13 protein-coding genes and 3 tRNA genes are annotated in these 17,799 nt (G+C 43.1%); 8 read left to right on the forward strand and 8 right to left on the reverse strand.

The genetic code is table 11. The features are described from left to right. Window positions 1-46: 46 nt before the first annotated feature. Window positions 47-2,470: a TonB-dependent receptor gene (locus tag AC23N5_RS11450; protein WP_487755679.1), complete on the reverse strand. Its 2,424-nt coding sequence runs from the start codon at window positions 2,468-2,470 to the stop codon at window positions 47-49. Between the two features lie 196 nt (window positions 2,471-2,666). Between AC23N5_RS11450 and AC23N5_RS11455 the strand changes: the two genes are divergently transcribed. The 5 genes from AC23N5_RS11455 (at window position 2,667) to AC23N5_RS11475 (ending at window position 7,003) form a co-directional block, all read left to right on the forward strand. Further along, window positions 2,667-3,497 (forward strand): TlpA family protein disulfide reductase, encoded by an 831-nt coding sequence (locus AC23N5_RS11455; RefSeq protein ID WP_487755680.1) that lies wholly within the window; start codon window positions 2,667-2,669, stop codon window positions 3,495-3,497. Window positions 3,498-3,588: 91 nt separating this feature from the next. Beyond that, a complete protein-coding gene (locus AC23N5_RS11460; RefSeq protein ID WP_487755681.1) occupies window positions 3,589-4,650 on the forward strand; it encodes a sensor histidine kinase in 1,062 nt (353 codons plus the stop codon). 24 nt (window positions 4,651-4,674) lie between these two features. After that, the gene (locus AC23N5_RS11465; RefSeq protein WP_183976979.1) at window positions 4,675-5,400 is read left to right on the forward strand and encodes a LytR/AlgR family response regulator transcription factor; all 726 of its coding nucleotides are present in this window, start codon (window positions 4,675-4,677) and stop codon (window positions 5,398-5,400) included. 85 nt (window positions 5,401-5,485) lie between these two features. Continuing rightward, entirely contained in the window at window positions 5,486-6,274 is a 789-nt protein-coding gene (trpA, locus tag AC23N5_RS11470) for a tryptophan synthase subunit alpha (RefSeq protein ID WP_183976980.1), read from the forward strand. Between the two features lie 15 nt (window positions 6,275-6,289). Next, window positions 6,290-7,003, forward strand: coding sequence for a LolA-like protein (locus AC23N5_RS11475; RefSeq protein WP_487755682.1), 714 nt, complete (start codon window positions 6,290-6,292; stop codon window positions 7,001-7,003). Between the two features lie 297 nt (window positions 7,004-7,300). Here the strand turns inward: AC23N5_RS11475 and AC23N5_RS11480 are convergent, their stop codons facing one another. The 4 genes from AC23N5_RS11480 to AC23N5_RS11495 form a co-directional block, all read right to left on the reverse strand. Further along, entirely contained in the window at window positions 7,301-7,603 is a 303-nt protein-coding gene (locus AC23N5_RS11480; RefSeq protein ID WP_487755683.1) for a T9SS type A sorting domain-containing protein, read from the reverse strand. 139 nt (window positions 7,604-7,742) lie between these two features. Further along, on the reverse strand, window positions 7,743-8,927 hold the full coding sequence (locus AC23N5_RS11485; protein ID WP_487755684.1) for a n-acyl-d-glucosamine 2-epimerase: 1,185 nt from the start codon (window positions 8,925-8,927) through the stop codon (window positions 7,743-7,745). 6 nt (window positions 8,928-8,933) lie between these two features. Then, entirely contained in the window at window positions 8,934-10,106 is a 1,173-nt protein-coding gene (locus tag AC23N5_RS11490) for a sialidase family protein (RefSeq protein WP_487755685.1), read from the reverse strand. Window positions 10,107-10,162: 56 nt separating this feature from the next. Then, the gene (locus AC23N5_RS11495) at window positions 10,163-10,867 is read right to left on the reverse strand and encodes a FadR/GntR family transcriptional regulator (protein ID WP_183976990.1); all 705 of its coding nucleotides are present in this window, start codon (window positions 10,865-10,867) and stop codon (window positions 10,163-10,165) included. Window positions 10,868-11,049: 182 nt separating this feature from the next. On the opposite strand from AC23N5_RS11495, the gene AC23N5_RS11500 reads away from it, so the two are divergent. Genes AC23N5_RS11500 through AC23N5_RS11510 form a run of 3 tightly spaced genes read left to right on the forward strand, consistent with a single transcriptional unit; the run spans window position 11,050 to window position 16,909 of the window. Next, entirely contained in the window at window positions 11,050-14,373 is a 3,324-nt protein-coding gene (locus AC23N5_RS11500) for a SusC/RagA family TonB-linked outer membrane protein (RefSeq protein WP_487755686.1), read from the forward strand. A gap of 60 nt (window positions 14,374-14,433) precedes the next feature. Beyond that, entirely contained in the window at window positions 14,434-15,957 is a 1,524-nt protein-coding gene (locus AC23N5_RS11505; RefSeq protein ID WP_487755687.1) for a RagB/SusD family nutrient uptake outer membrane protein, read from the forward strand. A gap of 37 nt (window positions 15,958-15,994) precedes the next feature. Continuing rightward, window positions 15,995-16,909, forward strand: a complete 915-nt coding sequence (locus AC23N5_RS11510; protein ID WP_487755688.1) for a dihydrodipicolinate synthase family protein — start codon at window positions 15,995-15,997, stop codon at window positions 16,907-16,909. 174 nt (window positions 16,910-17,083) lie between these two features. On the opposite strand, the gene AC23N5_RS11515 is transcribed toward AC23N5_RS11510, so the two are convergent. The 3 genes from AC23N5_RS11515 to AC23N5_RS11525 all read right to left on the reverse strand — a co-directional run bounded on the left by AC23N5_RS11515 (window position 17,084) and on the right by AC23N5_RS11525 (window position 17,690). Continuing rightward, window positions 17,084-17,173: transfer RNA gene (locus AC23N5_RS11515), tRNA-Val, on the reverse strand. Between the two features lie 217 nt (window positions 17,174-17,390). Then, a tRNA-Val gene (locus tag AC23N5_RS11520) sits at window positions 17,391-17,481 on the reverse strand. A 134-nt stretch (window positions 17,482-17,615) separates the two neighbouring features. Continuing rightward, window positions 17,616-17,690: transfer RNA gene (locus AC23N5_RS11525), tRNA-Val, on the reverse strand. Window positions 17,691-17,799 lie beyond the last annotated feature (109 nt).

Below are 17,799 nucleotides of genomic sequence, written 5' to 3' on the forward strand. Positions count from 1 at the left end.
GAAAAAAGGGCGTGGATACTTGTCTTATTTTTTGTTTTCTTACATTTTAAAATCTCTCCCTTTCTTCATCTTTTGCGTCGTACTTCACGCTGCGGGTGTTTTTACCAAAGGTTCGTGCGTAGGTCAATTTGATAACCCGATAAAACACCGTTTCGTCACGCCAATTTGACACTGTATTGATGTCGAATGCAATGGGCGTCATGCCGCCGTTGTGTGAATGTACACTAAACGAACGAAATACATCGGGTAAAGTAAGCAATAAGGTTCCTTTGTCATTTTTAAGTTTTTTAGCAATTCCTACATTGACTACTCCAAAGCCTTTGATTGTATTTGGGCCTTCAAAATAGGGCATATTGTACCATCCCGAAAGCTCGACTTCAACGTTTTTAGGCAAGTTGATCTGTTGTGAGAAATTAAGATTCTGAAACACATACCGCTTTTCGGCAGGGAATTGACTGTAAGACACCTTATAATCTCGGAGAGACGTGAGGGTATTGAGGGTAACCTTCCACCATTTTGCAAGTTGAAAAGGGTAACTCAAAAATAGATTCAGGCTTTTCATGTAATCCAGGTTTTGTGGCGAAGATATGCCTACATCTTTGGTGGCGTTTGACGTAATCTGATACCTCAAAATAGGATTCAAATCGTATTGAGCTGAAATACCAAGGCTCAAACCATTTTTTACATACTCGATTTTGAGTATATCAGAAAGCGTAGGTTTTAGCAATGGATTTCCAGAAAAAATAAAAGTGGGGTCGGTGTAAAACAAATTGGAAATCAAGTCGGTATAGGCAGGGCGACTGATACGGCGACTATAATTGAAATTTACCGATGTATTTTGATTAATGGCATAGGTATAAAGCACCGATGGAAAGAATTTTGAAATCTCAAATACCTCTTCTTGATTGCTAAAATCTCTTTTCCAATATTCATAACGCATCCCCAAAAGAAGATTACTTTTAGCGTCAAGCATATATTTAACTTGAGAATATACCGCCGCAATCCGTTCCTGACTTTTGAGCTGGCTTTGCGAGCGTGGATCTATTTCCCAAATATCGTTCACTTTTCTTTCTACCTTACTGTCGTTTTCATTTTGTGCAAAACTCGTTTTTATACCAAAATCAGCATTGATTTTTTCGCTAAACTGCGTAGTCAAATCAGCTTTAAAAACACCCACATGTATTTTAGAAATACTTTCGCCTCTATTTCCGTACGTAAAAATTGAAAACTGGGGTTTTATCGGCTGTTTTTGTTCATCAAAATATTCCAAAGAAATACCTGCGGGGCTGTTGTTGGAATAATTTATGTAGCTAAAATCGGCATTGAATTGTGTCTTAGGCGAAAAATTCTGTTTCAGATAAAACGAAGAAATATTGTTTTGCTTGGTCGTCAAGCCATCTGAAAGCATCGCTACTTCAAAAAAATCACCCCTTTTTAGCTGGTAAGTGCCTCCATTGTTTACCAAATTATGAGATTTATCAAAACTTCCAACAAAATCTACACCAAGTGTAGTTTTGGGATTAGGCTGATATTGTGCCGCAAAATTTAGATTATGATTGTTTTGGTATCGACGAGCAATTCCATAAAAAGTATTGTAGGTTTCGCCCAGCATAAACGAAGCCCCTGCTGTACCATCACCTGCGTATCCAGATTTCCGAACATCATGATTGAACGAATAGGAAGCATTAAGGTTTAGCTTTTTAACTCCATGAGAAATGCCAATTGTGGTAAGGACTTTCTCTTTATAACCATACCCTGCCGTAGCAGAAAAATTGATTTTCGTCCCCAATAGTTCGTTGTTCTTGAAGATAATATTGATAATCCCCGCTCCTCCGTCGGCGTCGTATTGGGCAGTGGGAGAAGTGATAAGCTCAATTTTTTCGATGTCATCGGCCACCGTATTTTCAAGCAGTGACATCAGTTCTTCCATCGGCATCTGCACCTTTCGGCCATTGAACATGATCGTTACACCGCTTTGTCCGTTCAAGCTAAATTGGTTGTTTCGTCGGTCAGAAATCACGCCCGGCAATCGCTCCAATACCTGCAAAGCGTTGCTTCCTTTGGTTATCAGGCTACTTTGAACATTGATAATTTTGCCCAACGGCGTGGTTTGAATCAGTTCTTTTTTAGTTGAAACCTGTACTTCGTTCAGGATATTTTCTTCTTCCAAAAGTGTCAAATCAGCCAGCGTAATGGTCAATTTGGAAGCATTTACTTCAAACGCCTCAGAAAGTCGCGTCTGATACCCTACCCCACTGATTTTCAAATAAAATCGCCCCATTTTTGGCAACAAAAGTTGATAGTTCCCCCCTTCATTGGTGGTGGTACCTGATACCAAACTGCTGTCGGAGGCAGCTAAAAGTAGCACATTGACAAACGGAACAGCTTCTCTTTTGGGAGTGATGATTTTGCCTGTGATTTGCGCAAAGGCGACGTTTGAAAAAAGGATGATAATTAATAGCGTTTTCATGTCTCTGTTTTTTCTCCAAAGAAAAAGAGACTGCTATTGAGAAGGTGGAGCGATTGACTAAATGTTGAAAATGATTGATAAAATGTTAAAAAGATGGCATAGCCTGTTTTATCCCATTTTTGGGACATTTCAAACCACTTTTTACTTCACGAGAGATGTTTGCGCTAAACTTGCGTTTCAAAACTTTAACACTCTCATGATAAAATCCCCCTATTTCTGGCTAGCCGCACTTATGGTCGCTATCATTCCCTGCTTCATAATCGACATTGTACACCACTACCTTGATTGGAAAAAAGAAGTAAGAGAAGAACTTATCATTGTTGTACAAAACCTATATACTTTCACCAAAGACCAAAAAGCCAACATCTTAGACCGAGTGTTTGAGCGAAACCAAGCTTTAATGTTTCTTATGTATGTCAAAAGCTTTGCTATTCTGCTTTTCGTGGTAGGGAGTAGTTATTTTTTCTGGCGCTATCAAAAACAAGCAAAACCCAAAGTCTGGCAACCTTTGCTTTATACGATTGGAATGGTGGCTTGTTTTTTATCAATAAAAATTTTCGCACTAAATAGGGTCGATTCCATTGAAAATGTGAATCTTATCTCGATCAACCCAAATACTTCTTCGTTTGAAGAGATTTATAACACGCATTTTAAAGGTAGTGTTGTGTATGTGGATTTTTGGGGTACTACTTGCGGCCCTTGCCTACAAGAATTTAGGAATTTTACCAAGCCTCTCAAAGAGAAATATCGCACAAGAAAGGACATTAAATACCTTTACGTAGCCCAAGGAAATGAATACCTCTGGCGTGAGCAAATCAAAAAATACAATGTAGAGGGAAATCATATTTTTATTAGTGAAGACCAATATGCCAAACTCTATCGGCAATCTACCAAAGATAGTACAATACTGATGCCGCGCTATTTAATCATCGACAAAAAAGGAAAATTAGTAGAATCAAACGCCAAAAGACCCAGCGACCGTGATAGTTTGTATGTTCAATTAGAAAAATATTTGGTGGGGGACTAAATCCGTTTCGTCAATTATTTTCGACACTACATCAATCTTTGGGGCATTGGTACGTCATAAACTGTTATTTTTCAGTCTAAAATAGGCGAAAATGCAACATTGGTTTTTCAAATACAAACTTCACCACATTCCCTTTTGGATTACCAACCATCTGGCTTGGATGATGATTAATGTAGGTAGTTTTGAAGGAGTAATTAATTATCTTTTTAAAGGAGAATTGCCTGTCAAATTCATCGGATACATTATTTTTCAAGCAGCGGGAGCTTATTTTATTCTATACTATCTAATCCCGAAGTTTTTGTATGTGGGCAAATATCGTAGCTATATTTTGGCAGTACTCCTCACCGTTTTGGTGTGTACGGCATTCATTACGGCAGGTTATTTTTTGAACGCTTATTACTCAAAACTGACATTTTTTGAATTATTTGGCAAACGTCCCGACCAATGGTTTGTCATTTTTTCTACGGCGGCTTTGCCTTCTACGGTAGGCTCTATGACCTTAGCCATGAGTATAAAATTGGGCAAAAACTGGCTAAATGCAGAAAGAAAACGTCTCACCCTTGAAAAAGCCAATCTCGAAACCGAACTGAAATACTTAAAATCGCAGATTAACCCCCATTTTTTGTTCAATACCATAAATTCCATTTTTGTCCTGATTCACAAAAACCCCGATTTAGCCTCTGAGTCGCTGGCATCTTTTTCACAAATGCTTCGTTATCAGCTTTATGAGTGCAACGACCAAGAGATTTTGTTAAGCAAAGACCTTCAATTTTTGGAGAATTTTATTGAATTAGAAACCCTACGTTTGAACGAAAATCAAACCGAATTAGCGTTTGAATTAAACCATGAGTCGGCAGCAGGGCATCAGATAGCACCGTTTATTTTGTTGCCTTTTGTTGAAAATGCCTTTAAACACGTATCGAAGGGAAAAACCCAACAAAATTTTATAAAATTGGATTTGAAAGTTGACACCGAAAAAGTACTTCAGTTGCACCTCGAAAACAGTCACAATGCGGAAAAAACAGACGAAAATTCGGGTATTGGGTTAAAAAATGTCGAACGAAGGCTCAATTTGATATACCCAAATCGACATACCTTAGACATAGAACGAGGAGTGAATTTTTTTAAAGTTACATTAACCATCCATCTATAAAAACTCCCCTTGGAGAAGGCAGCTATGAAATTACGATGCGTTATAGTGGACGACGAACCTTTGGCCAGCGAAGGGCTTATGAAGTACGTTGAGGTGGTCGATTACCTAAGCCTTGTAGGTGTGGCAGAAAATCCACTCGAACTCAATAAAATACTTGATAACCAATCCATTGACCTTCTATTTCTGGATATTCAAATGCCCCACATGACGGGGCTAGATTTTCTAAAAATCAGACAAAACCTTCCGATGGTCATTTTGACAACGGCCTACCCTAACTACGCCTTAGAAGGGTTTCAGTTTGATGTGGTCGATTATTTGCTCAAACCCATCACGTTCAATCGTTTTTTCAAAGCCACCAACAAAGCCAAAGATTTGTACTTTTTAAAGAATCAGGCGCTTCAAAACTCACCTCAAAACAGCGAGCCCGATTATCTGTTTATCAAATGCGAAAGCAAGTACGAGAAAATTTTGGTGGACGAAATTCTGTTTGTTCAAGCCCTTCAAAACTACGTGATAATTCACACCCTGCGGGGAAAATTTATGACGCTACTTCCCCTAAAAACCGTGGAAGAGTACCTCGACCCAAGCCAATTTTTACGGGTTCATAAATCATATTTGGTGGCTATTGCCAAAATCGAGCGCATCGAGCCTACCGAGCTTTCTATTCAGAATCAACTCATTCCCATCAGCCGCAACCTCCGCGAGCGGGTATTGGAGGTGGTTGTCAAAAACAGGTTGCTGGCCAAGTAGTACGCTTTGCCGTCCAAATAGGCACACCCCAAATTTTGGTTGTCGTAGTGGAAAATCCTACATTTACCAAAAAAATAAACCCAGCATGAATCGAATTGTTCAACTTTTTCAGAAGAACCCCACCCACAATCTAAACGTATATTTTACGGCAGGTTTTCCGCAATTAAACGACACCCGCCGTGTGCTAAAAGCCCTCGAAGAAGCAGGAGCGGATTTGGTTGAAATTGGTATGCCCTATTCTGACCCCGTGGCTGACGGTGAAACCATCCAAAAAAGCAACGAGCAATCGCTTGAAAACGGGATGAGTGTCAAGAAACTATTCGAGCAACTTCGTGGAATGCGTTCAGAAATAACGCTGCCCGTGTTGCTAATGGGATACATCAACCCCGTTCTCCAATTTGGCATTGAAAATTTTTGCCAGCAATGTGCCGAAGTAGGCGTCGATGGGCTTATTTTGCCTGATATGCCCGTAGATGAGTACTTAGCCTATTATAAACCTACGTTTGACAAGTACGGCATACTCAATATTTTCTTAATTACGCCTCAAACTACCGAAAAACGCATTCGCCAAATCGACGAATCAAGTGAAGGGTTTATTTACATGGTATCGTCGGCCAGCGTGACAGGTTCTCAGTCGGGCGTCAGCCACGACATGGAAGCTTATTTTGCGCGTGTCAATGCCATGAACCTCAAAAACCCGCGCTTAATTGGCTTTGGTATCAAAGACAACGAAACCTTCAACAAAGCTTGTGAACACGCAAGTGGCGCCATCATCGGTAGTGCTTTCATTCGGGTTTTGCAAGAAAGCACTGAGCTTGAAAAAGACATCACTTCGTACGTTCAGGGCGTAAAAGGCGCTTCAGCACTTGTTTAACTTCCCAATAAAATCATGAAAAAGCTACTTTTTTCCTTAACCATCGTTTTTGCAAGTGCAGCTGCCAGTTTCGCACAAACAGCCGATGAAATTATTTCTAAGGCCATTGATGCCCGTGGTGGCTCGGCCAAACTCAACGCCCTCAAATCGATGCGAATGGAAAGCACGACGTCGGTCATGGGGATGGATTTGGCCTCCAAGTCGGTCATTGTCCATAAGCGCGGAATGCGCAACGACATCGAAGTGATGGGTCAGAGCATCGTTGTTGCCATCGACGGCGACAAAGGCTGGACCATTAATCCAATGCAGGGTTCTGACCCCGTGGCCCTTCCAGACGAACAAGTCAAAGCCACAGCATCGCAATTGGACTTATCGGGTATGGCCAACATCAAAGAGTCAGGTGCTGTTGCCGAATTAATGGGCAAAGAAACCTTGGACGGAAACGAAACATTTAAAGTAAAACTTACTTCCAAAGACGGCACCATTATGACCCACTACATTGATACAAAAACGTATCTTACGGCCAAAACATCCATTAAGGTAACGGTGAGTGGGCAGTCGGTAGAGGTTGATACAAAAATGTCAAATTATAAAGTGGTCGATGGGATTTCGTTTCCCCATACAACGGAAATTTCAAATCCTCAAGCGGGTGCAATCGTAACGACTATTACCAAATTAGAACTGAATCCAACCATCGACGAAAGCATATTTGCGATGCCGAAGAAATAGTTTCCATTAAGTGGATAAACAAAAATAGCCCTTCTGAAAAGGGCTATTTTTGTTTACGAAGTTTTAAGTAGTTGCGCATAAATTTTAGTGTATTAGTAGTTTATATTGCTTCGGAGAAGCGCAACCTTTGTAGTAGTAGAGAGCCCATCCATAAAATCCTTTTGCTTCGGAGAAGCATAACTTGTTGCTTTGTTATGCTTCTCCGAAGCAAAAATTCAAAAATCACCTACTGTTACTACAAATGTTGCGCCTCTACCGAGGCTACTTTGAATTACTCTAAAACTTTTGCTTTATTACTTATTTGACAACAAACTTCTTTGTCCAAGTCTCATCCCCTTGCTCGCAATGAATAAGGTAATAACCCGTTGGAATTGAAAACAACGTGGTCTTTATAAAGTGCGTCCCCGTAGGGTATAAATCATTGGTCAATAACCGTATAAGCTGCCCGTTGGGGTCAAGAATTTTAACAACCACTCGCGAAGGTAATTGCAGTTTGAATTCAACTGTTACGTACTCCGTGGCGGGATTGGGGTACACTTTCCACTGAGGCTCCTGCATCGCTCCCAACTGCACCAACGAGCTCCAAATAACGAAGAGCATGGATAATCGGGTTTTCATAGTAGGGCAATTGGCTTTTTCGTATCAAACGTACGAATATACACATAGATTGTCAGAAGGCAGGTGTCCTTACCTAAAACATACCTTAAAATACCCTATTTTATACGAATCGTGTGCAACTTTAACCCATTTGTTTGGCGTTTATCTCTTCCAGCGTTTTCCAACAAACGTACAATGCCCTCGGAACATGGTAACAACCTTTCCATTTTCCACCTTTAAGTGGCAGTAAAATATCCCCACGACGGTCTAGGTACCCAAACCACTCGCCGTGACTAGCATCTGGAAAATGTTTCCACGTATAAGCATGGACCCGCTCGAACCACTCCCAACAGGCGGGGTTTTGGGTATGCAAATAACCCTTGAGCAACGCAATTAGGGTTTCTACGTGTACCCACCACAATTTTTGGTTCCATTCTAGTTGCTGCGGAGGCGCTCCCTTCAAATCGAGAAAATAATAAATTCCTCCAAATTCTTTATCCCAACTGTATTCAAGGGTATCTAAGGTAATTTTTACCGCTTTTTCAATCAACGCAACGTCGTTTTGTCGTACGCCCAAATCCATGATAAACCACATGGCCTCAATGGCGTGCCCAGGGTTGAGTAGGCGTCCTTCAAAGCTATCCGAAAACTTCCCGTCGGGTGTCACATTTTCCAAAATGAGGCCAGAATTTGGCTCATAAAACACCTCCATCACCTCCCGAATACATGCTTGAATGGTTTGATTGACCAATTCTGAATCCAACAACTCCTCAATTTCAAGGGAGAGGTTGCACAAAATCATCGGCAAAGCAAAATTCTTCAGCGGTCGCGTTTCTGCTACGGCTTTGCTCCATTTCCCTTTTGGATTGTTTCTACGGCTTAAAATTTGGTCAAAAGTTCGCTTAGCAATATCGGCATAGTGCTGATTTTGAGTCGCTTTCGACAGTTGTCCAAAAGCCATCGTGGCAAAGCAATCCGAAAAAATATTGTACGGCTGAACCAACGGCTTGCCCGTTTGGGTCAACGAAAAATACCAGCTACCGTCTTCGGCACGACCGTATTTTTCCAGAAAATCGGCACCGTGTTTGGCTACTTCCAGCCATTCTTCACGCAGCTCTACGCGATTGTAAAGCATCGAAAAGGTCCACACTTGGCGACCTTGTAGCCAAACAAACTTATCGGTATCATATACTTTTCCTTTTTGGTCGAGGCAAGTAAAGTAGCCCCCCTTTTCTCGGTCGAGCGAATGCGTTGTCCAGAAGGGAATAACGTCTTCCAAGAGGTTATGACGGTATTGCGCTAGGTAAGAATTGATGCTGTTTTTCATGGTTCTTTATTTCATCAACCAGTTATATCCAAAAACAGCATAGACGATTTTGGTATAATCATCTTTTTCATACAAAACCCCAATTTGCTGGTCTTTTTGTACGACCAAGTCGGAATAAGCCGCTGCACCTGCATAAATTTCCTTACCAGCCGACCAGCTTTTTCCATCGTCTTCACTCACCCGAATCGTCAATTTTTCGCGTTTTGTTTGGCTGTTTAAATTGGAAAAAATCAACACTTTTTTCCCTTTTTGGGGCTCAAAATCAATCATACTTCCCTGACAAACTGGATCAGGCAAGTCGGTCATCACTTTCACTTCTGACCACGTTTCACCCGCATTTTTGGTAAAAGCCTGAATTCGATACTTGGCATCTCCCGACTGATTGCGACAATTAAAAAGCAAACTACCGTCCGACGTCTCTGCCGCAATCGCCTCATTACTACCCGCATAGGCTACATTGGGAGACAGTTTAAATGATTGCCCGTGGTCATCGGTGTAAAACCCATGCGCAATGTAATCTCTTGACTTAGGCTGCGGAGAGCCTTCCGAATGATTGGCTGCGATATAGATTCGACCTTTGTAGGTACCTTTCTGAATTTGCAAGCCGTGCCCAGGAGTATTGGCATACGAGCGCCAATCTTCTTGAAAACGATACGCTGGATTGGTAGCTGGATGGTTAGGTTTTGATACTTGCGTCGTGATGTTGACCGCCTCAGTCCACGTACGTCCATTATCAATACTTGTTTTGAACCAGACCTCCCTCATGGCTTTTCCCTCGCGCACTTCTTGTTCGTGGGCGGTGCCTGTGTTGTAAAACAAGAACAGGCGGCCTTTTGGGTAGCGCTTATCGGTAAGGTCAAAAACGGGCGCTTGGTTTCCCGCTTGGTCGGAACCATTATCAGCCACCACTTGCAGCGCTGACCACGATTTTCCTTGGTCAGAACTACTTTTCATTACAATTTCCACGTCGCCAAAATCGCCACAATTGTTGCGGCGTGCTTCAGCAAAAGCCAGCAAGTCGCCATTAGGTGCTTTGACGATGGCAGGAATTCGGTAACATTTATATCCTTCAAGTCCATTTTGAAATACAGTAACCTCCTGAGGTAATGACTGTTGACTTTCAACAGTTTCCCCAACACCCACATTGAGGAGAAACGTAAATAGAAATAGTAAATACATAGAACTAGCGTGTTATTAGGTTAAAATCTAAGGCTTGTACTCAAGCGAAGTTTGGCTTAAAAAATCCGCTGAAAATGATTTTCGAAATGATTCCTCATGGCATTTCGGAACGTTTCGGGCGTGCCATGTTGAATGACATCGACCAACCCTCGGTGCGACACAAATCGTTTTTGCACCACTTGTTTTCGCAGAATTCCACTTTTGTGAACGTACTCAAATACGGGCAACAACATTTGCTGAAAACGCGCCAAGGTGTCGTTCCCCGTGATTTCGTAGAGCTTTCCGTGGAAGTTTACCTCCTGTTCAATGTCAAAAATCATTTCTTCGGTATTGGTCGGTTCCGTTTCCACAATGCGGTACAATTCGTCGATGTCTTTTTGAGTCACTCGTTCAAAAATCAAATCGCCCATTCCAATTTCAAGTACCATTCGTAGCTCAAAAATATTCCGAAGGGTAGTGTCATCAAGAATACCTGGGTAAAGATTTTTTTCAAGCAACGACAACAAATCGGGGTTCGTAATGACCGTTCCACGCTTTTTTCGGGTGTCCAACAAGCCTCTCATCCGTAGCCTTGAAATTGCTTCCCGAACCACCGTTCGACTTACGCCTAAATTAGCGGCCAATTCCATTTCTTTCGGAATTACATCCCCTGCCTTGAAACGTTGCTCGGTAAAAAACTCCAACATACTTGTTTCAGCCTTGTCCACCAACGTCTGATTATCGGTCAGTTGCAAATCATTTTGAATGTCTGAATAATCCATTTGCTTATAATATGTATTACTTAATATCAGAAACGATGCGGCTAAATTAGCCTACCTTCTCGTCAAAAACAACAAAGCACCCTATTTTTTGAAAATAATTTCAATTTTTCTTGACATTATGTATTATTTATTACCTTTGTTACATCATACATATAAAACCAATTCCCTTTTTTATGTTACACATGTATCGAATTTCTTACAAAACCCTACAATATGTCATACTTATTGTAAGTTGGTTACTCATGATTGATGCAAAGGGTCAATCGGCTAAATTTCAAGTAACAGGTACGATTTTAGACGCCCGCCAACAATCACTTCCTGGTGCTACTATCCTCGTTCGAGGCACTACGCGCGGAACAACCAGTGACGCCGCGGGAAAGTTTAGCATTGAAGCAAGTCAAGAAAGTATGCTCGTCGTTTCAATGATTGGTTTTCAAACCAAAGAAATCAACGTGACAGGCACACAACCTCTCGCGGTTGTCCTCATCGAAGAGTCAAAATCGCTGGACGAAGTAGTTGTCATTGGTTATGGCCAACAGAGCCGTAAATCGTTGACAGGCTCGGTTTCCAGTATTGATCAAAATGTTTTTAAATCTGTTCCTCGTACCAACGTAGGGACAGCACTGCAAGGTACTGCCGCAGGGTTACGGGTGCAACAAACAACGGGACAACCAGGCGCCACCCCAACGATAGTTTTCCGAGGTGGAACTGATTTTAACGGAAGTGGTTCTCCCCTAATCGTCGTGGACGGCGTCATCGTTCCTTCGTTGTTTGGTATCAACATGGAAGATGTTGAAAAAATCGACCTTCTTAAAGATGCTGCCTCGGCCGCAATTTACGGCTCTCGGGCGTCCAACGGCGTTATTTTAGTCACTACAAAAAAAGGAAAACAAGGAAAAACACAGGTAACTTACAGCTACAAAACCGCCCAAAACTACGTACGTCGCAATCCGATGGCTTACATGACCGCCGAAGATTACATTCGGTGGAATCGCCGAGGGCTTGCCAGCCGATTTGAAGCCGCAAAAGCCGACAATAATATCGCCGAAATGAACAATACCCGAAACCAACTTTCAGGTGCTTGGGGATTTGGCGTCAATTCAGGTTGGATTGCTCCAGATGGCAAATATTCGACTCAACTGGTTTCAAACGCCAATCGTAAGTTATTAAGCGACCCTCAATACCATTTGTTGGTGGATCCCAATCCGTTTGCGGCAGGTCAAATGGATAGCCTACTTTATCGTTCTGTGTCACAGGCCGATTTGGAAGACTTAATTCTACAACAAAGTACCCTCAATGAGCACTATCTCAATTTTTCGGGGGGCAATGAGCAAGGCAATTTTTCACTGGGATTAGGCGCCCTCAAAGACGTTGGCATGGTGATTGGCTCAAAAATGGACCGCCTCAATTTGAATTTCAACGGTGGGTTAAACGTCGGTAAAGATTTAAAAATTACCCTCAACTTATCGGGATACAACACAAAAACCAACCCCTCGTACCTAACTGCCGACAACGGCGGCGCAGTGGGCGGTGGACTGATTCAGCGCTTCACTGGCATTGCTCCTACTGCCCGTTTGACGCATGACCTCACGGGGGAGATTCTCCCAGGAGTAGATGCTAGTACGCTTGGGAATCCTCTGTATTACAAAGATAAATTTTACAATCAAACCATTGAGCAGCGGTTTGCAGGCGGCCTCAACCTTGAATACACACTCCTCCCTTCTTTAAAACTACTAGCTTCAGGCTCAGGATTTTACCGCTACACGACCTCCGAGAGTTTTACCAAAGCGTACATAAACGGAACAGGTGGTGCACTTGTAGCGACTCGCAACTCGTCTTTTGCCAACCAACGAACCACCCAATATTCGTACAACGGATTTTTGCAATACGCAAAAGAGTTTCGGAATCACTCCATCAACGCACTGGCTGGTGGAGAATTTTACGACTTCAAAATCTATGATTATAACGCTACGGCCAACTTAGCCGCCACCGATTTTATCCCTTGGCTCTCGGCTTCTACCGCCGCCGTAGGCATCCCTTATTCCGCTTTTTCGAGTTGGCAGCGTCTGGCATCGGCCATTGGTAGAATTAACTATAGTTACGCCAATACCTATTTGTTGACCCTCAACATGCGCTATGATGGCACTTCTAAACTTACGACCAATCGCTATGGGTTTTTCCCAGGAGTCTCGGCGGGATGGAACATGCACTTTGAAGATTTCTTTGCCAATTCTATCGTCAGTAAATACGTTTCTAATTTCAAACCAAGGATTAGTTGGGGACAAAATGGCAGCATTACCCCACTTGGCGACTATGCCGCAATTCCTCAATACGGCAACGTCGGAATTTACAACGGCGCGCCAGGTTTTGCCGCTGGAAATATCACGAATACCGATTTGCGGTGGGAACGCGCCACCACCCTCAATTTAGGCGTGGATGTAGGCTTGCTCGGAAACCGTTTCTCCATCATTGCCGACTACTTTGTGCGCAACGTCTATGATAAAATTAGCTCATTGACGATTCCAGCTTGGACAGGATTCAACAGTTATACCACCAATTTGGCTCAATTACAAAACAAAGGGATTGAACTGGAGATAAAAGCCAACCTCCTCAGACCTCGAAGCGGAAACGGGCTAAGTTGGGATGTAAGTGCGAATTTTTACAAAGTAAAAAACTATACCCAAAAATTGCCCAACAATGGCTTGGATAAAAACCGCCAAAGCGCCGTTCAAGTATGGGATCCTACCCAAAACAAGCTGGTTTGGGTGGCAGGTTTGCAAGAAGGAAACCGAATTGGACTGGATGAAATATGGGCACCCACGTTTAATGGAATTTATACCAATCAAACCGAATTGGATGCGAACGCAAAGCTGTTAAACACCTTTTTACCTTATACCAACAAACGCATCAAGCTCCTTGGGGACGCTCGTTGGACAGACCTTGACAAAAACGATACCCTTGATTTTCGCGATTACGTCTATGTCGGCCGCACAACTCCAACCATTCAAGGGGGCTTTTCGACCAATTTGTCGTGGAAAGGCTTCAATTTTTACGGGCAATTTGATTACTCACTTGGTTTTGTGATTGTCAACCAAATGTATTTGCGCGGAATGTCGCAAGTTCAAGGCTCTCAAAATGGCCCCGTTGACGTCACCAAAACGTGGTCACCTGACAATACTTCGGGAACTTTGCCTCGCTATTATTGGGCCAATTACGGTCGCAATTATTTTACTGACGCAGGAGGGGGCACCACTGCACCTGCTAATTACTGGCAAAAAGGAGATTATCTCGCGATGCGCGAAGTTACCCTCAGCTACGAGATGCCCGCCAAAATGCTATCAAGGTTCTCTCGAAATCGTGTCCAAAACCTCAGGGTATTTCTGACGGGTTCGAATCTAGTGTATTTGACCAAATACAATGGCACCTTCCCCGAAGTCGGTGGAAACGATGCAGGACGCTTCCCATTACCCAAAACTGTGACTCTGGGAGCTACCCTTAGCTTGTAATCAGCAAGAGTCAATCTAGGCAGTCACGTTATTTTTTAACACAAAAAGCAAAACATCGAAATGAAAATAAATGCTTCTTTTTCAAGCCTTGCTGTTGGCGTTGGATTATGTTTAACCATTACTTCTTGCCAACAACAATTAGCCGAAGTAACCCCACAAACTTCCTTAAATCAGCAATTGGTACTATCAGACCCCAACGCCGCACTTACGCTCTACAATGGGGTGTATGCGTCGCTTCGAGGGTACCATAGTACTTTGGTCAATTTGGGTGAAATGCGTTCAGACCTCTGGGCTGATGGTCTTTATACTGAATCAGAAGATGCGGGGTTAAAACAATATTGGTCGCACAACATCAGTGCCGCCAATGTCCCTGCCAGCAACTGGGGTGGTTTTTATAATTTACTCGACCGAATCAATACAGTCATCAAATTATTTCCCCAAACTTCTATTGAAGAAACCAAACGCAAACAGTATTTGGCCGAAATGTATGGGCTTCGGGCGTACATCTATTACACCTTGCTCAAAACTTGGGGAGGAGTTCCTATCACGACCGAACCTGTGACATCGGTAGGTAACCTTACCGATCTTTACAAAACGCGCTCTTCGGCCCAAGAAGTAATGCAATTGATAAAAAACGACCTGGAGCAATCCCTTACACTTTTTGGAGCAACGACGACCTTCGCCCCCAAACGGGTGTATTGGAACCGCGCAGCTACCCTTACGCTCAAAGGTGATGTGTTTATTTGGTCTGGGACTCATTTAGGCGGCGGCAACGCTGACTTTACAGCCGCCAAAGCTGCCTTAGAAGAAGTAAAATCCCTTTCTACCCTAGGTTTGCAAGCTACGTATGCCGACGTTTTTGATCCGACCAAAGAAAGCAATAACAAAGAAATTATTTTTAGCCTGAGTTTTGAAAAAAATGAAGCTACGCAAGGTGCTTACGGTAGTTTTTTAGTAAATACCACCCAAGCAGGCACCCTTTATTTTGACGCACCATCGGGAACCCCTACAGCCGTAAACAGCGTCTATCCATTTGTTTCAGGAGCAAGTCGCGTAGGAATGTCCAATGCTATGCTTTCAAAACTGAGCGACCCCGCCGACCGTCGTGCCAAAACAACCTTTAGAATTATGTACCGAAATACCGCTGGCTTTCCGATTGCGGGAGTTATGTTGACCAAATTTATTGGACGGGTGGACGCTGGCGTTCAACTGTACGACAATGATTTCCCGATTTTCAGATACGCTGATGTACTTTTGCTTTTGGCCGAAGCAAATACCAAATTAGGACTTGACCCATCCGTTGACATCAACCTCCTTCGAGCACGGGCCTACGGAGCTTCTTACAAGCCTCATACCAACAGTAGCCAAACCGAAAATATGAACGCATTGCTCGATGAATACCTGCGTGAGTTTGTTGGTGAAGGAAAACGCTGGTGGGCGCTACGACGTGCAGGAGATGCTTATGTATTTGCCAACGTCAATCCGCAATATCTTTCGACAGGGCAAGGTTTCAAGCTCCTCTTACCCATTACGGTCACGATGTTGAATACCGATCCGAAATTAATCCAAACACCAGGTTATTGATGAACAAAATGTTCGTTCAACCAAAATTATTACGCAAATGATTTCAAAAATTGAAGGGTTAGTAGCCGCGCCTTTTACCCCCATGTACGCTGATGGTAGCCTAAACCTGAGCCTAATTCCTGTTTATGCTGATATGCTCATTCAAAACAAAGTAAAGGGGGCATTTATCGCAGGTTCGACAGGTGAGGGAGTGTCGATGAGTTTTGATGAAAAAGTGCAGCTATTAAAGGCATGGGGAAAAATTCCCCATGGGCCTTTGTTAAAAATTGCCATGGTGGGCGGAAATTCCGTTCAAGAAATGAAACTCCTTGCGCAACTTGCCGAGCAACTTCAGTTCGACGCCATAGCCATTTTAGCTCCCCATTATTTTATTTTAAATAAAGCTGAGGTGTTAGCCCAAATTTGCATTGAGGTGGGTAAAGCTGCTCCAAAAACGGGGCTTTATTTTTATCATATTCCCGTTTTGACGGGTGTTAACGTATCAATGGTGGACTTCTTAGAAAAAATGGATGGCCAACTTCCCAATTTCCAAGGCATCAAATACACGCACCACGATATGATGGAATTTAACCGCTGTTTAAACTTTGCAGATGAAAAGTACGATATTTTATGGGGGTGGGATGAAGTATTTTTGGGAGGAATGGCCATGGGAGCCCGCGGCGGAGTGGGCAGCACCTTCAATTATGCAGCTCCTTTGTATCATCAATTGATAGAAGCATTTAAGGCTGGCGACTTAGTAAAAGCGCGAAAACTTCAAGAAAAATCCATCGAAATCGTCCAGCTTTTGGGGAAATATGGCGGTATAGCCACAGGAAAGGCTTTCATGCGGGTGATTGGACTTGACTGTGGACAATTCCGTTTGCCAGTACAAAACATGCCAGAATCACAGTACGAAGCTTTTTTAGAGGATTTAAACAGAATTGATTTTTATCGGTATGCTTCGAAATTTTAGGAACGCAATGTTTCTTCTACTAAGATGCAGTCTCTTTTGGGACGATAAATAGTAGCGCTCTATTTTAAGTATTCAATCAAAAATTTTAGAGTAATTCAAAGTAGCCTCAGTAGAGGCATTACATTTCAAGTGCTTAAACGCAAAAAGCCTCAGGTACCTGAGGCTTTTTTAATGTGGGAGTTGAGGGATTGAACGGCAGCAGCCGACCGTCCCCGACCCTCTGCTTGTAAGGCAGATGCTCTGAACCAGCTGAGCTAAACTCCCTAAAAGTGCTTAAAAAGCAAAAAGCCCCAGATAACTGAGGCTTTTTTAATGTGGGAGTTGAGGGATTCGAACGGCAGCGGCCGACCGTCCCCGACCCTCTGCTTGTAAGGCAGATTGGTCTCCTTCTATTTTTCGTGGGAGTTGAGGGATTCGAACGGCAGCGACCGACCGTCCCCGACCCTCTGCTTGTAAGGCAGATGAGCCTCCTTTATTTTTGTGGGAGTTGAGGGATTCGAGCGGCAGCGGCCGACCGTCCCCGATCCTCTGCTTGTAAGGCAGATGCTCTGAACCAGCTGAGCTAAACTCCCTAAAAGTGCTTAAAACGCAAAAAGCCTCAGATAACTGAGGCTTTTTTAATGTGGGAGTTGAGGGATTGAACGGCAGCGGCCGACCGTCCCCGACCCTCTGCTTGTAAGGCAGATTGGTCTCCTTTTATTTTCCGTGGGAGTTGAGGGATTCGAACCCCCGACCCTCTGCTTGTAAGGCAGATGCTCTGAACCAGCTGAGCTAAACTCCCTAAGGTCTTTCTTCACTATTTTTATTGACAAACTCATCGTTTGTTCGTGGGAGTTGAGGGATTCGAACGGCAGCGGCCGACCGTCCCCGACCCTCTGCTTGTAAGGCAG

The organism is Runella sp. R5_40 (genome assembly GCF_057652295.1).